General features: G+C 44.5%; 20 protein-coding genes and 1 pseudogene. 14 read left to right on the top strand and 7 right to left on the bottom strand.

From position 1 onward, the window contains the following. Window positions 1-22 precede the first annotated feature (22 nt). Together GTQ38_RS02990 and GTQ38_RS02985 are read left to right on the top strand one after the other, a co-directional pair. Window positions 23-1,492, top strand: coding sequence for a DUF5687 family protein (locus GTQ38_RS02990; RefSeq protein ID WP_161433822.1), 1,470 nt, complete (start codon window positions 23-25; stop codon window positions 1,490-1,492). A gap of 13 nt (window positions 1,493-1,505) precedes the next feature. Further along, window positions 1,506-2,201 (top strand): ABC transporter ATP-binding protein, encoded by a 696-nt coding sequence (locus GTQ38_RS02985; RefSeq protein ID WP_161433820.1) that lies wholly within the window; start codon window positions 1,506-1,508, stop codon window positions 2,199-2,201. A 62-nt stretch (window positions 2,202-2,263) separates the two neighbouring features. On the opposite strand, the gene GTQ38_RS02980 is transcribed toward GTQ38_RS02985, so the two are convergent. The 6 genes from GTQ38_RS02980 to GTQ38_RS02955 are packed head-to-tail and all read right to left on the bottom strand — an operon-like array spanning window position 2,264 to window position 4,678. Then, window positions 2,264-2,638, bottom strand: a complete 375-nt coding sequence (locus tag GTQ38_RS02980; RefSeq protein ID WP_161433817.1) for a nuclear transport factor 2 family protein — start codon at window positions 2,636-2,638, stop codon at window positions 2,264-2,266. 29 nt (window positions 2,639-2,667) lie between these two features. After that, window positions 2,668-3,327, bottom strand: a complete 660-nt coding sequence (locus tag GTQ38_RS02975; protein ID WP_161433815.1) for a DUF2461 domain-containing protein — start codon at window positions 3,325-3,327, stop codon at window positions 2,668-2,670. A gap of 15 nt (window positions 3,328-3,342) precedes the next feature. Beyond that, window positions 3,343-3,705 (bottom strand): DUF1801 domain-containing protein, encoded by a 363-nt coding sequence (locus tag GTQ38_RS02970; protein ID WP_161433813.1) that lies wholly within the window; start codon window positions 3,703-3,705, stop codon window positions 3,343-3,345. A gap of 35 nt (window positions 3,706-3,740) precedes the next feature. Next, window positions 3,741-4,031 (bottom strand): putative quinol monooxygenase, encoded by a 291-nt coding sequence (locus GTQ38_RS02965; protein ID WP_161433811.1) that lies wholly within the window; start codon window positions 4,029-4,031, stop codon window positions 3,741-3,743. Window positions 4,032-4,036: 5 nt separating this feature from the next. After that, window positions 4,037-4,363: a TfoX/Sxy family protein gene (locus GTQ38_RS02960; RefSeq protein ID WP_161433809.1), complete on the bottom strand. Its 327-nt coding sequence runs from the start codon at window positions 4,361-4,363 to the stop codon at window positions 4,037-4,039. Next, window positions 4,364-4,678 carry a hypothetical protein gene (locus GTQ38_RS02955; protein ID WP_161433807.1) on the bottom strand — a complete coding sequence of 105 codons (315 nt, stop codon included), beginning with the start codon at window positions 4,676-4,678 and terminating at the stop codon, window positions 4,364-4,366. 125 nt (window positions 4,679-4,803) lie between these two features. Here GTQ38_RS02955 and GTQ38_RS02950 point away from each other — a divergent pair, with 125 nt between their 5' ends. The 4 genes and pseudogenes from GTQ38_RS02950 to GTQ38_RS02935 all read left to right on the top strand — a co-directional run bounded on the left by GTQ38_RS02950 (window position 4,804) and on the right by GTQ38_RS02935 (window position 9,212). Continuing rightward, window positions 4,804-5,817 (top strand): GlxA family transcriptional regulator, encoded by a 1,014-nt coding sequence (locus tag GTQ38_RS02950; RefSeq protein WP_161433805.1) that lies wholly within the window; start codon window positions 4,804-4,806, stop codon window positions 5,815-5,817. Between the two features lie 112 nt (window positions 5,818-5,929). After that, window positions 5,930-8,488 (top strand): type IX secretion system periplasmic lipoprotein PorW/SprE, encoded by a 2,559-nt coding sequence (gene porW, locus GTQ38_RS02945; RefSeq protein ID WP_161433803.1) that lies wholly within the window; start codon window positions 5,930-5,932, stop codon window positions 8,486-8,488. Between the two features lie 3 nt (window positions 8,489-8,491). Continuing rightward, window positions 8,492-8,911, top strand: a pseudogene (locus GTQ38_RS02940) (bactofilin family protein); the annotation flags it as partial. A 67-nt stretch (window positions 8,912-8,978) separates the two neighbouring features. Beyond that, complete coding sequence (locus GTQ38_RS02935; protein ID WP_161433799.1) at window positions 8,979-9,212, top strand: AtpZ/AtpI family protein; 234 nt, start codon at window positions 8,979-8,981, stop codon at window positions 9,210-9,212. A 34-nt stretch (window positions 9,213-9,246) separates the two neighbouring features. Here GTQ38_RS02935 and GTQ38_RS02930 read toward each other — a convergent pair whose 3' ends face one another. Further along, entirely contained in the window at window positions 9,247-9,513 is a 267-nt protein-coding gene (locus tag GTQ38_RS02930; RefSeq protein WP_161433797.1) for a hypothetical protein, read from the bottom strand. A 182-nt stretch (window positions 9,514-9,695) separates the two neighbouring features. Here GTQ38_RS02930 and atpB point away from each other — a divergent pair, with 182 nt between their 5' ends. From atpB to GTQ38_RS02890, 8 genes are all read left to right on the top strand, one after another. Continuing rightward, window positions 9,696-10,775 carry a F0F1 ATP synthase subunit A gene (atpB, locus tag GTQ38_RS02925; protein WP_161433795.1) on the top strand — a complete coding sequence of 360 codons (1,080 nt, stop codon included), beginning with the start codon at window positions 9,696-9,698 and terminating at the stop codon, window positions 10,773-10,775. Window positions 10,776-10,798: 23 nt separating this feature from the next. Continuing rightward, on the top strand, window positions 10,799-11,044 hold the full coding sequence (gene atpE, locus GTQ38_RS02920) for an ATP synthase F0 subunit C (RefSeq protein ID WP_161433793.1): 246 nt from the start codon (window positions 10,799-10,801) through the stop codon (window positions 11,042-11,044). Between the two features lie 79 nt (window positions 11,045-11,123). After that, complete coding sequence (locus GTQ38_RS02915; protein WP_161433791.1) at window positions 11,124-11,618, top strand: F0F1 ATP synthase subunit B; 495 nt, start codon at window positions 11,124-11,126, stop codon at window positions 11,616-11,618. Window positions 11,619-11,624: 6 nt separating this feature from the next. Then, window positions 11,625-12,164 carry an ATP synthase F1 subunit delta gene (gene atpH / locus GTQ38_RS02910; RefSeq protein WP_161433789.1) on the top strand — a complete coding sequence of 180 codons (540 nt, stop codon included), beginning with the start codon at window positions 11,625-11,627 and terminating at the stop codon, window positions 12,162-12,164. A gap of 49 nt (window positions 12,165-12,213) precedes the next feature. Then, window positions 12,214-13,791 carry a F0F1 ATP synthase subunit alpha gene (gene atpA / locus GTQ38_RS02905; RefSeq protein ID WP_161433787.1) on the top strand — a complete coding sequence of 526 codons (1,578 nt, stop codon included), beginning with the start codon at window positions 12,214-12,216 and terminating at the stop codon, window positions 13,789-13,791. A gap of 87 nt (window positions 13,792-13,878) precedes the next feature. Next, window positions 13,879-14,739 (top strand): ATP synthase F1 subunit gamma, encoded by an 861-nt coding sequence (gene atpG / locus GTQ38_RS02900; protein WP_161433785.1) that lies wholly within the window; start codon window positions 13,879-13,881, stop codon window positions 14,737-14,739. Between the two features lie 101 nt (window positions 14,740-14,840). Then, window positions 14,841-15,341 (top strand): hypothetical protein, encoded by a 501-nt coding sequence (locus tag GTQ38_RS02895; protein WP_161433783.1) that lies wholly within the window; start codon window positions 14,841-14,843, stop codon window positions 15,339-15,341. 55 nt (window positions 15,342-15,396) lie between these two features. Next, entirely contained in the window at window positions 15,397-16,863 is a 1,467-nt protein-coding gene (locus GTQ38_RS02890; protein WP_161433781.1) for a lipopolysaccharide biosynthesis protein, read from the top strand. Window positions 16,864-16,877: the final 14 nt, after the last annotated feature.

Genomic DNA, 16,877 nt, shown 5'->3' with positions numbered 1-16,877 from the left:
CATTGGCTAATTCATCAACCCGATGTTCAGACATTTCGTAAATCTTCAATGGAAAGCCTTTTTCCGATCGGCAAGTCTTGGTAAAGACACCGCGGTTAAAGTGATCATGGGAATTTTCGCAGCAATGATGCTGCTCTATCTCGGCTTATTGGGAGTGATGCTCTATTTCATCCTGGAAAAGGCATTTCCCGGAGCAGACCCGGTCCAAAAGGTAAGTGAGTACTTTTTGTACTGGATACTGATTGAACTTTTTTTTAGGTATTTTATGCAGAAGCTGCCGGTGATGAACATCAAACCGTTTCTCACATTACCGGTTCCTAAAAGCTCCATAACACACTTCGTTTTAGGCAAGTCTGCCCTGTCTTTTTACAATTTCATGTCCCTTTTCCTGTTCGTGCCTTTTGCGGTGGTTTTGCTTACCAAGGGATACCCGCTGTGGAACCTTGTGTTTTGGATCATATCCATATTGGGAATTACATTGACACTGAACTTCGTTAATTTCCTGATCAATAAAAGCGACAAAGTACTTATAGCTCTGGCAGCGATACTGATAAGCCTCTATTTTTTGGAGTATTTCAGTCTGCTGCCCGTTAATGCTTTTGCAGGAGAGCTGTTTTACCTCTTGTACCAGAATCCACTGTTTTGCTTAGTGCCCATCGCCTTGGCTCTACTTTTTTACTGGCTGAATTACCGCTTTCTGCGGGATAAGATCTATCTGGACTCCACACTGAAGAAAAAGGTCAAGGAAGCTGTGACCTCCGATCTCGCCTGGACAAAGAAATTCGGGGATATTGCCCCATACCTGCAACTGGACCTGAAGCTTATCTGGAGGAACAAACGCACCAAGACCCAGGTTTATATTTCATTGGGTATGATTTTCTACGGCCTGATCTTCTATTTTGCGGATAGTTATGGCGCTACCTCTACCATATACGTCTTTGTGGGCATATTTATGACGGGGATCTTCCTGTCTAACTTCGGGCAGTTCATCCCGGCATGGGACAGTGAGTACTACAGCATGATCATGGCCCAGAACATTCCCTTGCGGAAATATCTGGAATCTAAAGCAGGATTGATCTCGGTTAGTGTGGTGGTCATGTTTCTACTTTCTATTCCGTACGTATACTTTGGCTGGCAGGCCCTGGCTATCAACTTCGCATGCGCGATATATAACCTGGGAGTGAATATTCCACTGATCCTCTACTTCGGATCTATGAATAAAAAACGCATTGATCTGGACAAGAGCGCTATTGGAAACATGCAGGGCACCAGCGCAACACAATTTTTAGTACTTATTCCGCTGATGCTTGTTCCCTGCCTGATGTATTTGGGCCTGAAGTTCCTTATTTCCTTTGAAATTGCCCTTGCCGTTTTTACCATTTTGGGGCTCATCGGGCTGGCCTTCAGAAAACCGCTGATGTCCCATATAACAGAAATATACAGGGCAAAGAAATACGATATGATAAGTGGGTTTAAACAAAAGATAAACTGATAATACCATTGCTATGATAAGCTCTCAGAACCTGACAAAGACTTACGGAAGTCAGACCGTCCTGAACATAGAAAATCTCGAGATCCCGAAAGGGCAAAGTTTTGGGTTGGTTGGGAACAATGGGGCCGGAAAGACCACTTTTTTCAGCCTGCTCCTGGATCTGATCCAACCTACAACAGGTAAGATTGTCAATAACGAGGTGCAGGTGAATACCAGCGAATCCTGGAAACCTTTCACCTCGGCATTTATAGATGAGTCTTTCCTTATCGGATACCTCACACCCGAAGAGTATTTCTACTTTGTGGGTGAATTAAGAGGTCAGAACAAGGCGGATGTGGATGCCCTTTTGTCTAATTTTGAGGACTTTTTTCACGGGGAGATCCTGGGGCAGAAAAAGTATTTGAGAGACCTTTCCAAAGGAAACCAGAAAAAGGCCGGTATTGTCGCGTCCTTCATTGGCAATCCGGAAGTGGTTGTCTTGGATGAACCCTTTGCCAATCTTGACCCAACCACGCAGATCAGGCTCAAAGGCATCATCAAAGAACTTTCGCAAAAGCGCGAGGTTACGGTCTTGGTTTCCAGCCACGACCTTATTCATGTCACTGAGGTTTGCGAGCGCATTGTAGTGCTACATAAAGGTGAGGTGGTAAGAGATATTCAGACCTCGGCCGAAACCCTAAAAGAACTGGAAAGCTTTTTCGGCGGGTAGAAAGGTCTGACGCGGAATTCTCCGGTCTGACCGGTGACTAACGCGTCAGACCCATTCTATGATTATCCCTCAGGATTCATGGGCGTAAAGAAGAATTCCTCCCATACAATTTTACCGTTGTCTACCTTGTAAAGGCAAATCTCTGACATTTTGGTTCTGGGAGCTCCTTTAAAGGTCACATCCATTTCCATGGCAATGGAGATGAACTTATCAGCCACCAGGGGGTCCGAGACCGTCATCCCGTGGACTTCTTCAACCATACTGTTAAAGTGCTCCGTTTTTTGCCTTACTTCTTCCAGGCCCCTTACTTCCTTCATCGGGGCTCCGTCCGGTTCAATACTCACGATGTTTTCGTCATAGAGCGTATTGATCGCATCGGTGAATTGTCCCATTCTGCAATAGCCGACCAATTTATCGGCAACTTCCTGTGTGCTCATAACTGCGTTGTTTAATGATTAATATGTCTTTATATAAGGGCGTTATTCAAAAAGTCGTTCAGTGGCTTTATTTCCCTGAAATGGCTCAATATTATCTCTGGCAGCTTCTCGGAACCGTAATGAGCCTCCAGTGGTAAGCTGGCCATAGCATAGAATTGCTTTTTGTAAATAAGCGGGTTCTTCTCCGCGGCAGGCATCAGATCCTTGTCCAGCCTCTTGGAGTTCTCACCCAACAGGTCTCCCAGTCGTTCTTTGAAGGAAGTGGCCTCCACAATCTGCAGGAAACGATCTGAGTTTTCGGCGATTTCCGCCCGGACTTTCTTAAGATCTGCTGGCTGTAGCATAAAAAGTCCACCCCCAACGTGAATACTATCCGCATCTATCCCCAGATAGTAACCGGGGAAAACGGATTTCTTGCCGTTGGGAGAAAAGCCGGCCTTCATGATCAGGTTGTAGGGCGATTTATCCTTAGAGAAACGCACATCCCTGTTGATGCGGAAAAGCGCCTTTTTGGGATCCGGGAGAATGCGATCATCCCAGTCCCTTAAAACGGGGATCAGGGCCTCAAGAAGCTGAAGAAATGGAGCTTTGACCTCCTGCTCATATTTCTTCTTGTTCTCGTGAAACCAGCTTTTGTGATTGTTTTTGGCCAGTGCCTTGAAAAATTGGGAATAATTCTCGGTGATCATAGTATTTATACTTTTTTAAGAGGCATCTTTCATGGCTATCCATTCCTTAATTACGGCCTCCAGTGCCTTTTGTTTGGATTTGATATCTTCCATATTCTCAAACCTGGCTACCCTGGCCTCCTTGCCATCACCCTCCAGTAGCTTTAAAGGATCTTTGATAAGCGCGCCCTTGTGAAACATTAGGCTGACGAATTTCTTGGCGTTCATAAAGAAGGAGGCGATATTTCCTTTGTACATAAAAGTGGGGCTTTTCCATTTTATGGCCTCTTCAATCCTGTCGTCTGAGGCCAGTATGATCTCCCGAACTTTTTGAATTTCTTTTTCTAAAGGGTGCTGTCGTTCCTGCAGGAATTTATTCACTTCCGGATTCTTATTCATTTTTTTAACTGATTAGTTTAATATGGATATAATGATTAATGTACCTCTGCATAGAACTGCGGTTCAGGTCTTTCTTTGCACATGGCATACAGTTTATGAGCGAATTCCCGGCAGTACGCAGAGCTACTGTGTCTTTCCCTGGCCTCTTCATTTTTGAAGATCATTACATGGACGAATCTTGTAGGGTCTTCCAGAAGCTGAAATGACTTATAGAACAAGGTTTCCGGTTCATTTTCCTGAATCGCCTTGACGAAAGCAGTGATTATCGACTTCGCATTTTCCACTTCTTCAGCTCTTACTTCATATGGGATCAGGATATGGACCATTTTGTTCAGTTTAATGGAGGCGCTATGGCTTTATTGGCCCAGGTCAATAATAATTCCTTGTTTTCAAAAACCTCTTTAGGGACAAGTGCATAGGGCATTCTGTTGTGTTTTGGAGCCTGGTAAGCATCAAAATCCGCTTTATTGTCCTCATTCAGTTTTAAGTAACACTCGCCAGCTCCATTGACCATCGCGAACATTTTTTTCTGACAGAATATGCCGTAACCTCCAAACATTTTTTTTGATGAGATACCCTCAATCCCACCCAGTCCTTTTACCAGTTCTTCGGCAACCTGGGAGGCTTCTCTTGTCATTTTAGCTCCTTTCTCGCCCATCTACTTTCCTTTTAAATGTTCCAGAGCTTGCAAAGCCAGGGTTTCCCAGGATTTATGGTCCTTATAGTCAGATTCATACCAACCCGTTAAGGGCTTTTTATTTTTAAATGGACTGAAAACCTTTAGATCTGCCAACTGATTTAGCTGATGGTCTACTTCACCCAGCTTAAAGACCATTTTCTTTTTCCTGGAAAAAAAAGCAAATACCTTTCCCTTATAATGTATGGCAGGAGAGCTCATCATCTTACCATGAGTCACCCCTTCATAGCGCTCGCAAAATTTATTTCTAAGGGATTCGAATCTTTTCAATTCCATTGTGACTAACGGCTCTTTTGATCAAATCTACAAAATGAACATAGGCTTTAAAATGGTCAAATAAGACACTTAAAGGGGTTGATTGTGCCAGGAGCTTCTTGTATTTTTGAAAGAAACGGAAGGTTATGAAACACGTAAGCATATTGGTTCCTAAGAAGAATGCGATCTTGAGTAATGTGGTCGGGCCTCACAAGGTCTTTTCGGCAGCCAATCAATTCCTTAAGGATTATAATGGTAAGGCTCCTTTTTTTGATATACACCTGGTGGGATTGGAAAAGGATTCGGTCCTGTACGACGGGGCTTTTTCTATCCATTGTGACAGCACCATTGATGAGGTGGAGAGAACGGATCTCATTCTGATACCGGCCGTAAGGCCGGACCATCTTCTGGAAGATCTCAAGGAGAACGAGGATTTCGTTCCCTGGATCCTAAGGCAACGCAATGTCCACAACGCGGAAGTGGCAAGCATGTGTCTTGGCGCCTTTGTTTTGGCCAAGACCGGCTTGGTAGACGGAAAGCAATGCGCCACCCACTGGGCGGCAATGGATCTGTTTCGGCAACTCTATCCTGAAGTGGGCCTGGTTTCCAATAAGGTGGTTACGGACGAGGATGGTATATACACCAGCGGAGGAGCCTACTCTTTTCTGAACCTGATGTTGCACCTGGTAGAAAAATACTGTGGCAGGGAACCGGCAATCTATCTGTCCAAGTTTTTTGAGATTGAAATAGATCGGGTGGATCAGAACCAGTTTGCCATATTTCAGGGGCAAAAAGACCACAGTGATGAAACCATCCGCCAGGCACAGGACTATATAGAGGGGAACGTTTCTAAAAAGATCTCTGTTGAGCGGCTGGCGGACCGCTATGCTGTCAGCAGACGTAACTTTGTGAGAAGATTTAAAAAAGCAACTCAGAACACCCCCCTGGAATACATTCAGAGAGTGAAGGTTGAGGCTGCCAAACGCAGCCTGGAATCTACCCAGGATAACGTCGCGGAGGTAATGTCCGGTGTGGGATATTCAGACCAAAAAGCCTTCCGGACCGTATTCAAAAAATACGTTGGGCTTTCTCCCGTGGCCTACAAGAGTAAATACAACAGGGGTACGGCAGACTACAGTCAGAATCTCACAGCCTGGTAGGCTAAAAAAGCGGATTTCTTACTCCTTCTGAAGATTAAGATAATTTTGCCGATCAATGGTATAATAATCCCGTTCTTTTTAAGTTTAAGAATACGAACGAACACCGCTAATTTTGAAACTTCGTTACACTTTTCTTCTTTTATTTTTTTGTGGGGGCTTAATATTCAACGGGTGTTCTACAAAAAAAGATGCTTTTATGAACCGTAACTGGCACGCACTGAACACCAAGTTCAATGTGCTGTATAACGGTAATATCGCTTTTGATCAGGGCAGGCAGGAACTCAATGATTCCTATCAGGATAACTACTGGGAAGTTTTGCCCGTGGAAAGACTGGAGGTAACCGAGGAGATCAAACTGGATTCAGAAGACAACAATCCCAATTTCGTATTAGCCGAAGAAAAGGCCACCAAAGCCATACAAAAGCACGGTATGGATATCAAAGACGAAGAGCGAAACCCGCAGACAGATGAGGCCTTTCTGTTGTTGGGAAAAGCCCGTTATTTTGACCAACGCTATATTCCTGCACTGGAGGCTTTTAACTACGTTCTGAAGAAATATGTAGAAAGCAACAAGCTAAATGAGGCGACTATCTGGAGGGAGAAAACCAACATACGACTGGAAAATGAGGAATTGGCTATAAAGAACCTCAAGCGTTTGATGAAGTACGAAGATCTGAAAGATCAGGAATACGCAGACGCCAGGGCTATGATGGCTCAGGCATACATCAACCTCAACGCGCCGGACACAGCCATTCAGCAATTGAAGATCGCTTCGGCCTACACCAGAAAAAATGAGGAAAAAGGCAGATACTATTTTATCATAGGGCAGTTGTACAATCAACTTGGCCATAAAGACAGTGCCAATTATGCCTTTGACAAGATCATTGATCTGAATAGAAAATCCCCCAGGGTTTATATGATCAATGCTCATATTCAGAAAATTCAAAATACCAAAATCACGGACGAAAACAGGGAGTACCTTCTGGAGTACCTCACAGATCTGGAAGAGAACCGGGAGAACAGACCTTTCCTGGATAAGATCTACCGGGAAATTGCCGAATATCATATGGCAACCGGATCGGATAGTCTGGGGTTGGTCTACTATAACAAATCTCTTAGGGCCACCAGGAACATCAGGCAGCTTAACGCACTGAACTACGAAGACCTGGCGGAATACAATTTTGATGAGAACCTGTATAAGGATGCCGGTGCCTATTATGACAGCGTGCTGACCAATCTGCCTGAGAATACCAAGAAGTACAGGGCGGTAAAGAAGAAACTGGATAACCTGGAAGACGTTATCGCCTACGAAGAGGTGGTTCAGTATACAGATAGTGTCATCACCCTTTATAACATGCCTAAGGCAGAACAGGAGGCTTATTTTGAAGATTATATTGCAAAACTTAAGCAGGAAGCAGAAGAAAAGGCGGCCGAGCAGGAGAAAAGGGCTGCTGCCGGCTTCGCTGCTTTCGCCCAAACCGCAGGAGGTAAGGAAAACCAGGGTAAATTCTATTTTTACAATATTACCACCCTGGGTTACGGACGCACAGACTTCAAAAATCGCTGGGGAGAACGCGAATTGGAAGATGACTGGCGATGGAGCAACAAGACCAGAACACTTCCGGCTTCAGAAAGCGGAGCCCTGACCACTGCCTCGGACAGCACCGCTACCGGGCCGCTAACTGAAGAGCAGAAATACTCCGTGGCTTTTTACTTGGATCAGATACCGACAGATGTGGCCGTTATTGACAGCCTGAGCAAGGAAAGGAACTTCGCCAATTATCAGTTGGGCCTCATCTATAAAGAAAAATTTAAGGAAGATCTGCTGGCCGCTGGTAAGCTGGAGGCTGTATTGGCATCGGATCCTGAAGAACGACTGATCCTTCCATCAAAATACAACCTATACAAGATCTATGAAGCTTCTGCCAGCCCGCTTGCGGAAACAATGAAAGAGAATATCATTCAGAACCATCCGAATTCCCGCTATGCGGAAATCCTCCTTAATCCTCAGGCCATACTGACGGATGCGGAAGACAGTCCGGATGCCCGCTATGCCCAACTTTTTAAGCTCTATCAACAACAGGAGTTTTTACGGGTGATCACCGGGGCAGAAAAGAACATAAACGACTTTACGGGAGACCCTGTGGTGCCTAAGTTCGAAATGCTTAAAGCCAATGCTATTGGAAGACTGCAAGGCTTTACAGAGTTCAAGGAGGCCCTTAATTACGTAGCCCTGAATTACCCTAACAATCCCGAAGGCAAGAAAGCCCAGCAGATGGTTGCAGAGCAATTACCAAAACTGGAACCTAAGGATTTTAGTCCGGAAACAGGTTCCCAGGGTACCGGAAACTGGAAGGTAGTATTCCCGTTCAAACGAAGCGATAACGAAGCGGCCCTTAGATTGAAAAAGCGTTTGGAGGAGTCCATAGAAGACCTGAAGTATAAGAATATAGTGTCTAAGGACATCTATAACCTGGAAGATCAATTCGTGGTGGTACACGGCTTCCGATCCAAGGACTTTGCCCTGGGTTATGTGGAGCTTCTAAAAATTAACAAGGATTACCGGATTGATATTGAGAATTTTGTAATTTTATCTTCCAACTACAAAACAATCCAGGTTCATAAAAATTTACAGGAATACAAAAATCAAATTTTAACCCCAAAACCATAACAAATGTTTTCAGATAACAAAAAACCTAGAACTATGAACGAAATCGGAGGACAACCCAACAGAATTGAAAAGAACACTAAGATCAAAGGAGATATTATCTCAGAAGCAGACTTCAGGATCGATGGTAAACTGGATGGTAATGTAAAAACTTCCGGAAAAGTAGTCATTGGTAAAGACGGCTATATTCACGGAAAAGTAGAATGTGTAAACGCGGATATCGAAGGAAGTTTTAACGGGGAATTGCTCGTTTCCGATCTGCTTTCACTCAAGGCTTCTGCGGTAATAGAAGGTACCGTATCAGTATCAAAATTAGCAGTAGAACCCGGTGCGGCCTTTAACGCTTCCTGTACCATGAAAGGGAAGGGCGGTCTTAGCAGCAGCTCAAGCACGAGCAGCAGTGCGGCAGCAAGTAGCAGTACTTCGTCAAGCGGCAGCGCATCCGGCTCCGGAAGTTATAAATCTTCCGTAAGAAGTAGCTCCAGCAGTACGAATGAACCAGCAAAAGCGTCCTAAGAAAAAGAATCCGCTTAATTCATATGCCAGATTTTCCGGCATCGCATTTCAAATGATTGCGATTATCGGCCTGGGCACCTATGCCGGTGTTAAACTGGATGAGGCTTATCCGAATCAGTATAGCGCCTATACGGTGATATGTTCCCTGGCTTCCGTTGGCCTGGCCATGTACTTTGTTATCAAACAGGTTTCTAAGAATTCTGAAAACTGATCGCATTGAAATGATAAAAGATATCGGCTTTTTCTTAGTGCGTCTCGTTTTGTTTTCTCTGATACTGTTTGCCGTTCACTACTATATCCTTTTCCAATTCTTCAGCGGGGAACTTTATTTTCCGCTTTGGACCATCTATTGCTTCAATGCGGCCATGGCTTTTGGGGTCTATGCTGCATTGAGGTATTACAGCGAGATTCAACCTCAGAATATGTTGAGGATTTTCCTCATACTTACACTGCTGAAAATGGTCCTGGCTGTGGTATTCTTGCTGCCGCTTTTCCTTAAAAAATCGGCTCATGTTCAGCTGGAGGTTTTTAATTTTTTTATCCCCTATTTTTTGTTTCTGTTTTTCGAAATTTTTGGCCTTTCAAAATTTCTCCAAAAAAGCTGAACAAACTGTGTTATAAGTTTGTCAGTTAATATAATGTGTGTATTTTTGCAGCGAATTTTTCGGAGGGGTTTTTACTATAAAAAAGTTCAATGCAGAATAACAGATTCAAGGCCTTTATTACCGCTGTATTTCTTACCGTATTTACATTTGGTTTTGCAGCTTCCGACAAAGAGGCGAGTTCAGAAGATAAACCATTCGATACCAAGGAGTTAATCTTTCACCACATCAAAGATAGTCACGGATTTCACGTTGCCGGAGATGTCTCGGTTCCGCTTCCTGTGATCCTTTGGACAGACAACGGTCTGGTGACCTTCATGTCAAGCGCATTTCATCACGATATTGAAGGTGAGGTTATTGTTGAACGTAAAGGCTTAAAATTCGTAAATGTTCACGAAAAGATCTATCAACTGGATAGCGGAGCCAGCACTGTGAGTTTTGACGCTGAAAGCCATCCTACCAATGCCTCAAGGCCATTAGACCTTTCCATTACCAAAAATGTCTTTTCCATGCTGCTGTCCATGGTAGTGATCTTCCTGATCTTCCTTACCGCGGCCAGATCTTACCGCAAGAGTACGGATAATGTACCTACGGGCATCGGAAAGTTTTTGGAACCCATCATCGTATTTATTCGTGATGAGGTGGCTATTCCTAATATAGGGGAGCACAAGTATCACAAATACATGCCTTTCCTGCTGACGCTGTTCTTTTTTATCTGGATCAACAATATTTTCGGCCTTATTCCATTCTTCCCCTTCAGCAGTAACCTGAGTGGAAATATTGCCTTTACAGCTACCCTGGCGGTATTTACTTTTATTATCACCTTGTTTAGCAGTAAAAAATACTATTGGAAACATATGTTGTGGATGCCCGGACTACCTATACCAATGAAGTTGTTCCTGGCGCCCATTGAGATCATTGGGATGTTTGTAAAGCCCATTGCGCTCCTGATACGTTTGTTCGCGAACATTACCGCCGGGCACGTCATCGTGCTGAGTTTAATATCCCTGATTTTCATCCTGAATACGGAATGGGCCGCACTGGTTTCAGTTCCTTTCACCGTGTTTATCAGCGTTATTGAGGTGCTGGTAGTTGCCATACAAGCCTATATTTTTACAATGCTTTCTGCCCTGTATTTCGGACAGGCGCTGGAAGCCGAACATGATCATTAATTAATTTTTTAATATTTCTAACTATGAGTTTAGCATTAGTACAAGCCGCTGCAGAAGCTGTTGATTACGGAGCCTTCGCCGCTATAGGTGCAGGTTTGGCCGCAATTGGTGGTGGTATCGGTGTGGGTAAAATTGGTGGTGCTGCTATGGAAGCCATGGCACGTCAGCCAGAGATGCAAGGTAAACTTCAGGGTTCTGCGATCGTTCTTATCGCCTTTATCGAGGCGGTGGCACTTTTCGGAGTTGTGGTTTCTTTCCTTGCTACCTAAGACAAACATCAAAACTGAGGTGCTGCGGTTGGCCGCACCTCAGTTTTAAAAGTTAGAATAATAGAGAAAAAGAAAAAACATGGATTTAGTTACACCGGAATGGGGATTGATTATCTGGACGTCCCTTGCTTTTTTGATCTTACTTTTTGTACTGGGTAAATTTGCCTGGAAGCCGATCCTAAAGGCGGTAAATGACAGAGAGGATTCTATCAAGAACGCGCTTTCCGAAGCGGAGAATGCCAGGAAGGAAATGCAAGACCTTCAGGCAGATAACGAGCGTATCCTCAAGGAGGCCCGAGCAGAAAGAGAGAGTATGTTGAAAGAAGCCAGAGAACTGAAGGATAAAATCGTTTCGGACGCAAAAGAGCAGGCTGGCCTGGAAGCTGATAAGATGATCAAACAGGCTCAGGCGACTATTGAAAGCGAAAAGAAAGCCGCTGTTGCAGACATTAAGAGTCAGGTTGCGGACCTTTCTGTAGATATCGCGGAAAAAGTGATAAAAGAACAATTGGCCAACAAAGACAAGCAGCTTAAGCTGGTTAAAGATATGTTGGGTGACATCAAATTGAACTAGGAACTCATGATTCAATCAAGAGCGGCCATACGATACGCGAAAGCGGTTTTAGACCTTGCACTGGAAGGCAAGGCTACTGAGGCTGTGGAAAAGGATATGAGGAAGGTCCTTAAGGCACTATCGGATAATCCGGAACTTCATGAAATGCTGTCAAGCCCTATCGTGAAGAGCGATAAAAAGACGACCATCCTGGCCGAGGAATTCCAAGGGAGCCATACGATCACGGACGGCCTGATCAGAGTACTGATCGCGAATAAGCGAATCACACTTTTAGAACAGGTAGCTCAAAAATATATTATTCTTAACGAAGAGCTTAAAGGAGAAGGAGTCGCCTTTGTGACCACGGCAGTTCCCCTAAACTCAGAATTGGAAAAAGACCTGCTAAAGCAGGTGGAAAAGATCACCGGGAATAAGGTAACTATCAAAAATAAAGTAGACGAAAAGATCATCGGCGGGTTTGTTTTGCGCGTTGGGGATCTTCAGTACGACGCCAGTATAGCTAATAAGTTAAACGGTATAAAACGAGAATTTACGAGTAGTATATAGTCTGAGCCCTGGCAAAAAAGACTATTCAAAGAACATAGATTTAGAAACCATGGCAGAAGTAAAAGCCGCTGAAGTATCAGCAATCTTAAAGAAACAATTATCAGGATTCGAAGCCACTGCAACCCTGGATGAAGTAGGAACAGTATTGCAGGTAGGTGATGGTATTGCCCGTGTATATGGGCTTTCCAATGCGCAATACGGAGAACTTGTAGAGTTTGAAGGTGGCCTGGAAGGGATTGTACTTAACCTGGAAGAAGATAACGTTGGTGTGGTACTCCTCGGACCATCAAAAGAGATCAAAGAGGGAGCTACAGTTAAACGGACACAACGTATTGCTTCCATCAACGTTGGTGAAGGTATTGTTGGCCGGGTAGTGGATACCCTGGGGAATCCTATCGATGGAAAAGGGGCGATATCCGGTGAGCTTTACGAAATGCCATTGGAAAGAAAAGCTCCCGGGGTAATATTCCGTCAGCCGGTAAATGAACCACTCCAAACGGGAGTAAAGGCTATAGATGCCATGATCCCGATCGGTAGAGGTCAGCGTGAGCTTGTGATCGGAGACCGCCAAACCGGGAAAACCACGGTTTGTATCGATACCATCCTGAATCAAAAGGAATTCTACGATGCGGGGAGTCCTGTATACTGTATATATGTAGCCATAGGTCAGAAGGCTTCTACAGTTGCGGCTATTGCCAAGACTTTGGAAGACAAAGGAGCCCTGGCTTATACTACTATAGTAGCTGCTAATGCTTCCGACCCTGCCCCAATGCAGGTTTACGCTCCTTTTGCTGGGGCTGCGATCGGGGAGTATTTCAGAGATACCGGACGTCCGGCCCTGATCATTTACGATGACCTTTCCAAGCAAGCTGTTGCATATAGGGAGGTATCCCTGCTTCTTAGACGTCCACCAGGGCGTGAGGCTTATCCAGGGGACGTTTTCTACCTGCACTCAAGACTTTTGGAGCGCGCGGCAAAGGTAATTGATGACGACTCTATCGCCCAGAATATGAACGACCTGCCGGAACCTTTAAAACCTCTTGTAAAAGGTGGTGGATCACTAACGGCACTTCCGATCATTGAAACACAGGCGGGAGACGTATCGGCCTATATCCCTACTAACGTAATTTCTATTACGGATGGTCAGATATTCCTGGAACAGGACTTGTTCAACCAGGGGGTTCGTCCTGCGATCAACGTGGGTATCTCTGTTTCTCGTGTGGGTGGATCTGCTCAGATCAAGTCGATGAAGAAGGTTGCGGGAACCCTGAAATTAGACCAGGCACAATTTAGGGAACTGGAAGCCTTTGCCAAATTCGGTTCAGACCTGGACGCGGCAACACTGAACGTTATCGAAAAGGGACGTCGTAATGTGGAAATCCTGAAACAGTCGCAAAACGATCCGTTTACGGTTGAAGATCAGGTAGCTATAATTTACGCCGGTTCTAAAAACTTGCTAAGAGATGTGCCTGTTGAAAAAGTAAAGGAGTTTGAGAAAGATTATATCGAATTCCTGAACGCCAAACACCGGGATGTACTCGATACGCTAAAAGCCGGAAAACTGACGGATGAGGTTACCGATACCCTTAGTGCCGTTTGCAAGGATTTGGCGGAAAAATACAGCTAAACAGTTAAGAGTGCAGAGTTAGGAGTTAGGAGTTAAACTCACAACTTAGAACTCATAACCCATAACTATTAAGTCATAACTTGAAATATGGCCAATTTAAAGGAAATACGTAACAGGATTGCATCGGTATCTTCAACTATGCAGATTACCAGTGCCATGAAAATGGTATCTGCGGCCAAGTTGAAAAAAGCACAGGATGCCATTACTGCAATGCGTCCTTATGCCGATAAGCTTACAGAGTTGCTACAGGGTTTGAGCAGCAGTTTGGACTCGGATTCCGGCAGCAAGTATTCCGACAGCCGGGAGGTAGAAAAGGTGTTGGTAGTTGCCATTACGTCCAATAGAGGGCTATGTGGAGCCTTCAATTCCAATATCATTAAGCAATGCGTATCCCGTGCACATGAGGTTTACGGAAATAAGCAGGTAGACTTTCTGACTATTGGTAAGAAGGCAAACGACCTGCTGGGAAAAAAGCACACTGTAGTCTCAGACCACAGTCCGGTATTTGATGATCTTACTTTTGAGAATGTCGCGGTAATCGCGGAAAATCTCATGGAAAGGTTTACTAGCGGAGAATACGACAGGATTGAATTGGTTTACAACAAATTCAAGAATGCCGCTACGCAAACCGTCATGACGGAGCAATTCCTTCCTCTTGAACCTATTGAAGGAGAAAACACAGGTAGCGCCGACTACATTTTTGAGCCCTCCAAAGCTCAGATCGTTGAGCAGCTGATCCCAAAATCTTTGAAAACCCAGCTTTTTAAAGCGGTAAGGGATTCTTTTGCCAGTGAACACGGAGCGAGGATGACCGCAATGCACAAGGCTACGGATAACGCTACGGAACTGAGAGATCAGTTGAAATTGACTTATAACAAAGCACGACAGGCTGCCATTACAAACGAAATTCTGGAGATCGTTGGTGGGGCAGAAGCGCTCAACAACTAAGTCGCCATAAAGGAAAATTACTTGTAAGCCCCGCATTTTGCGGGGTTTTCAGTTTGGCACCAATTTTGGTTTTATATCTTTACAGCAAGTAAGAAAACGGCATGAGATATTCTATTTACATATTATTCAGTTTGGTTATGGGCCTTGGAGGCTGTTCATCACAAAAGAAACTGGAAACTTCTACCCCTTTTGTTCTGGGGCCTACGATTTGTCAGGATTGGATTGGCGGCCGGGCAGAAAGTGGTTCGGGCAGAGTGTTGCGCATTGCTGTCCGGGAGATGCCCGATGAAGGCATAAGCCTGCAGAACGTCTATTTCCGCGGACATATGGCGAAGATTGACATGGTGATGGAGGATAATGGAATGATCGCCCTTGCAAAGTATGAACTCAAGTCGGAAAAGCCGGACATGATCATGCATGCGGATTCCACCAAAGAAGTGGGGAACCAGCCTCCGAAATTAAAGTCCAAAGAATTCCCTTTTGATCTTCAAAAAGACGAAGCCGTACTCAGTTACCTGCAGGATGACAAGATCAAATACGTTAAAATATCCGGTGTGGTAGACAAGCCAGCCCGTGTTTACAAGGGACGCCCAAAAAACTAGCTTTGTTCCAAGGGTTTAAATACGTAATTTTAATCCCTACCTAACGTATTCGCTTTTGGGGCTGTTTCAAAAACTATTCAAACATACCTTTATTTATGGCCTGGCAACTGTGTTGCCGCGTATGTTGTCTTTTCTGCTTACCCCTTTGTTCGTAAGTGTTCTTCAAACGGACGAGTACGGTGAAGTATCTATCATTTTTGCCTGGTTCGCGATTTTCAATGTATTCCTGGCCTATGGGATGGAAACGGCCTTCTTCAGGTTTTACAACGGCAAAGAGAAAAAGGAAGAGGTAGTTTCTACCTCCCTGGTTTCCATTCTTTCATCTACCTTCATATTTCTGGTTTTGGCGCTGAGTTTTGGCGGTTTTATCGCTCAGTCGCTGGACATTGATCTCCGTTACATTCGCTTTGCGATTTATATCCTGGCGCTGGATGCACTGGTGATCATTCCTTTTGCCTATCTGAGGGCAAATGAGCGCCCGATAAGATACGCAATGGTAAAGATCATTAATGTTTCCATAAACCTGGGGCTCAACCTCTTTTTTCTGTTGCTCCTACCGAAATTGGCAGAAGCAAATCCGGAAAGCCTCCTAAATGTGATTTACCAGCCCGGCTTTGAAATTTCTTACATCTTCCTTTCTAATCTAATGGCCAGCGCGGTGACCTTACTTATGATGGCTGGGATATACACAAGGCAGCCCTTGCGCTTTAATCGGGGGATTTGGCGCCGGATGCTGCGTTATGCCTTACCGGTAATGATCGCGGGTATCGCGTTTACGATAAATGAGGTTTTTGATCGAATATTGCTTTGGGAGCTACTACCCGAAGACATAGCAGAAAGCGAAGTAGGGAAGTATGCGGCCTGTTATAAGATAGCGCTCTTTATGACCCTGTTCGCCACAGCTTTCAGGCTGGGAATAGAACCCTTCTTTTTTAGTCATTCATCTACTGAGAACCCCCAGAAAGCCTATGCTCAGATCACCAACTATTTTGTGATCCTTGGCAGCGTCATCCTATTGACCGTTGTAGTCTTTGCCGACCTCCTGAAACGCATTGTGGTTCCTAATTCAGATTACTGGGAAGCAATGCCAATTGTTCCCATCATACTTTTGGCAAGTTTCTGTCTCGGGATCTATCACAACCTCTCCGTATGGTACAAGGTCACGGATCGAACGCGTTTTGGGGCCTTTATTTCGATGACAGGGGCTGTAATAACCATTTTGCTAAATGTCTTCCTCATTCCGAAAATAGGCTATTACGCCTCGGCATTAGCCACCCTGGCGGCCTATGGCTCTATGATGACACTCTCATATTTACTCGGCCGAAAGTACTATCCGGTACCCTATAACTTCCGGAAAATAGTGTTTTACCTGGGATTATCGGTTATCTTCTCCGCCCTCTCCTTCTACGTTTTTAACAGAAGTTTGGTAGTAGGATGCCTCTTCCTTTTCGTATTTTTAGCTTTAGTATATAAAATGGAAAAAGAGGTCCTGAAAAGGATTTTCCTGAAGAGGGCAAAATAATTTGCAAAATCTAT

It is taken from the genome of Poritiphilus flavus (genome assembly GCF_009901585.1).
In the GTDB taxonomy this organism is placed as follows: domain Bacteria; phylum Bacteroidota; class Bacteroidia; order Flavobacteriales; family Flavobacteriaceae; genus Poritiphilus; species Poritiphilus flavus.
The sequence above is the reverse complement of the archived record's forward strand: the minus strand, read 5'-3'. Positions and strand labels throughout refer to the sequence as shown.

Bases quoted from the DNA above. Each gene is read 5' to 3' on its own strand.
- atpA (WP_161433787.1), top strand. From the start codon at position 12,214: ATGGCAGAAGTAAAAGCCGCTGAAGTATCAGCAATCTTAAAGAAACAA.
- atpH (WP_161433789.1), top strand. From the start codon at position 11,625: ATGATTCAATCAAGAGCGGCCATACGATACGCGAAAGCGGTTTTAGAC.
- GTQ38_RS02975 (WP_161433815.1), bottom strand. From the start codon at position 3,327: ATGATCACCGAGAATTATTCCCAATTTTTCAAGGCACTGGCCAAAAAC.
- GTQ38_RS02955 (WP_161433807.1), bottom strand. From the start codon at position 4,678: ATGGAATTGAAAAGATTCGAATCCCTTAGAAATAAATTTTGCGAGCGC.
- GTQ38_RS02960 (WP_161433809.1), bottom strand. From the start codon at position 4,363: ATGGGCGAGAAAGGAGCTAAAATGACAAGAGAAGCCTCCCAGGTTGCC.
- GTQ38_RS02965 (WP_161433811.1), bottom strand. From the start codon at position 4,031: ATGGTCCATATCCTGATCCCATATGAAGTAAGAGCTGAAGAAGTGGAA.
- GTQ38_RS02950 (WP_161433805.1), top strand. From the start codon at position 4,804: ATGAAACACGTAAGCATATTGGTTCCTAAGAAGAATGCGATCTTGAGT.
- GTQ38_RS02930 (WP_161433797.1), bottom strand. From the start codon at position 9,513: ATGAGCCGATTTTTTAAGGAAAAGCGGCAGCAAGAATACCACAGCCAG.
- GTQ38_RS02915 (WP_161433791.1), top strand. From the start codon at position 11,124: ATGGATTTAGTTACACCGGAATGGGGATTGATTATCTGGACGTCCCTT.
- GTQ38_RS02895 (WP_161433783.1), top strand. From the start codon at position 14,841: ATGAGATATTCTATTTACATATTATTCAGTTTGGTTATGGGCCTTGGA.
- atpE (WP_161433793.1), top strand. From the start codon at position 10,799: ATGAGTTTAGCATTAGTACAAGCCGCTGCAGAAGCTGTTGATTACGGA.
- GTQ38_RS02970 (WP_161433813.1), bottom strand. From the start codon at position 3,705: ATGAATAAGAATCCGGAAGTGAATAAATTCCTGCAGGAACGACAGCAC.
- atpB (WP_161433795.1), top strand. From the start codon at position 9,696: ATGCAGAATAACAGATTCAAGGCCTTTATTACCGCTGTATTTCTTACC.
- GTQ38_RS02990 (WP_161433822.1), top strand. From the start codon at position 23: ATGTTCAGACATTTCGTAAATCTTCAATGGAAAGCCTTTTTCCGATCG.
- GTQ38_RS02980 (WP_161433817.1), bottom strand. From the start codon at position 2,638: ATGAGCACACAGGAAGTTGCCGATAAATTGGTCGGCTATTGCAGAATG.
- GTQ38_RS02985 (WP_161433820.1), top strand. From the start codon at position 1,506: ATGATAAGCTCTCAGAACCTGACAAAGACTTACGGAAGTCAGACCGTC.
- GTQ38_RS02935 (WP_161433799.1), top strand. From the start codon at position 8,979: ATGAACCAGCAAAAGCGTCCTAAGAAAAAGAATCCGCTTAATTCATAT.
- atpG (WP_161433785.1), top strand. From the start codon at position 13,879: ATGGCCAATTTAAAGGAAATACGTAACAGGATTGCATCGGTATCTTCA.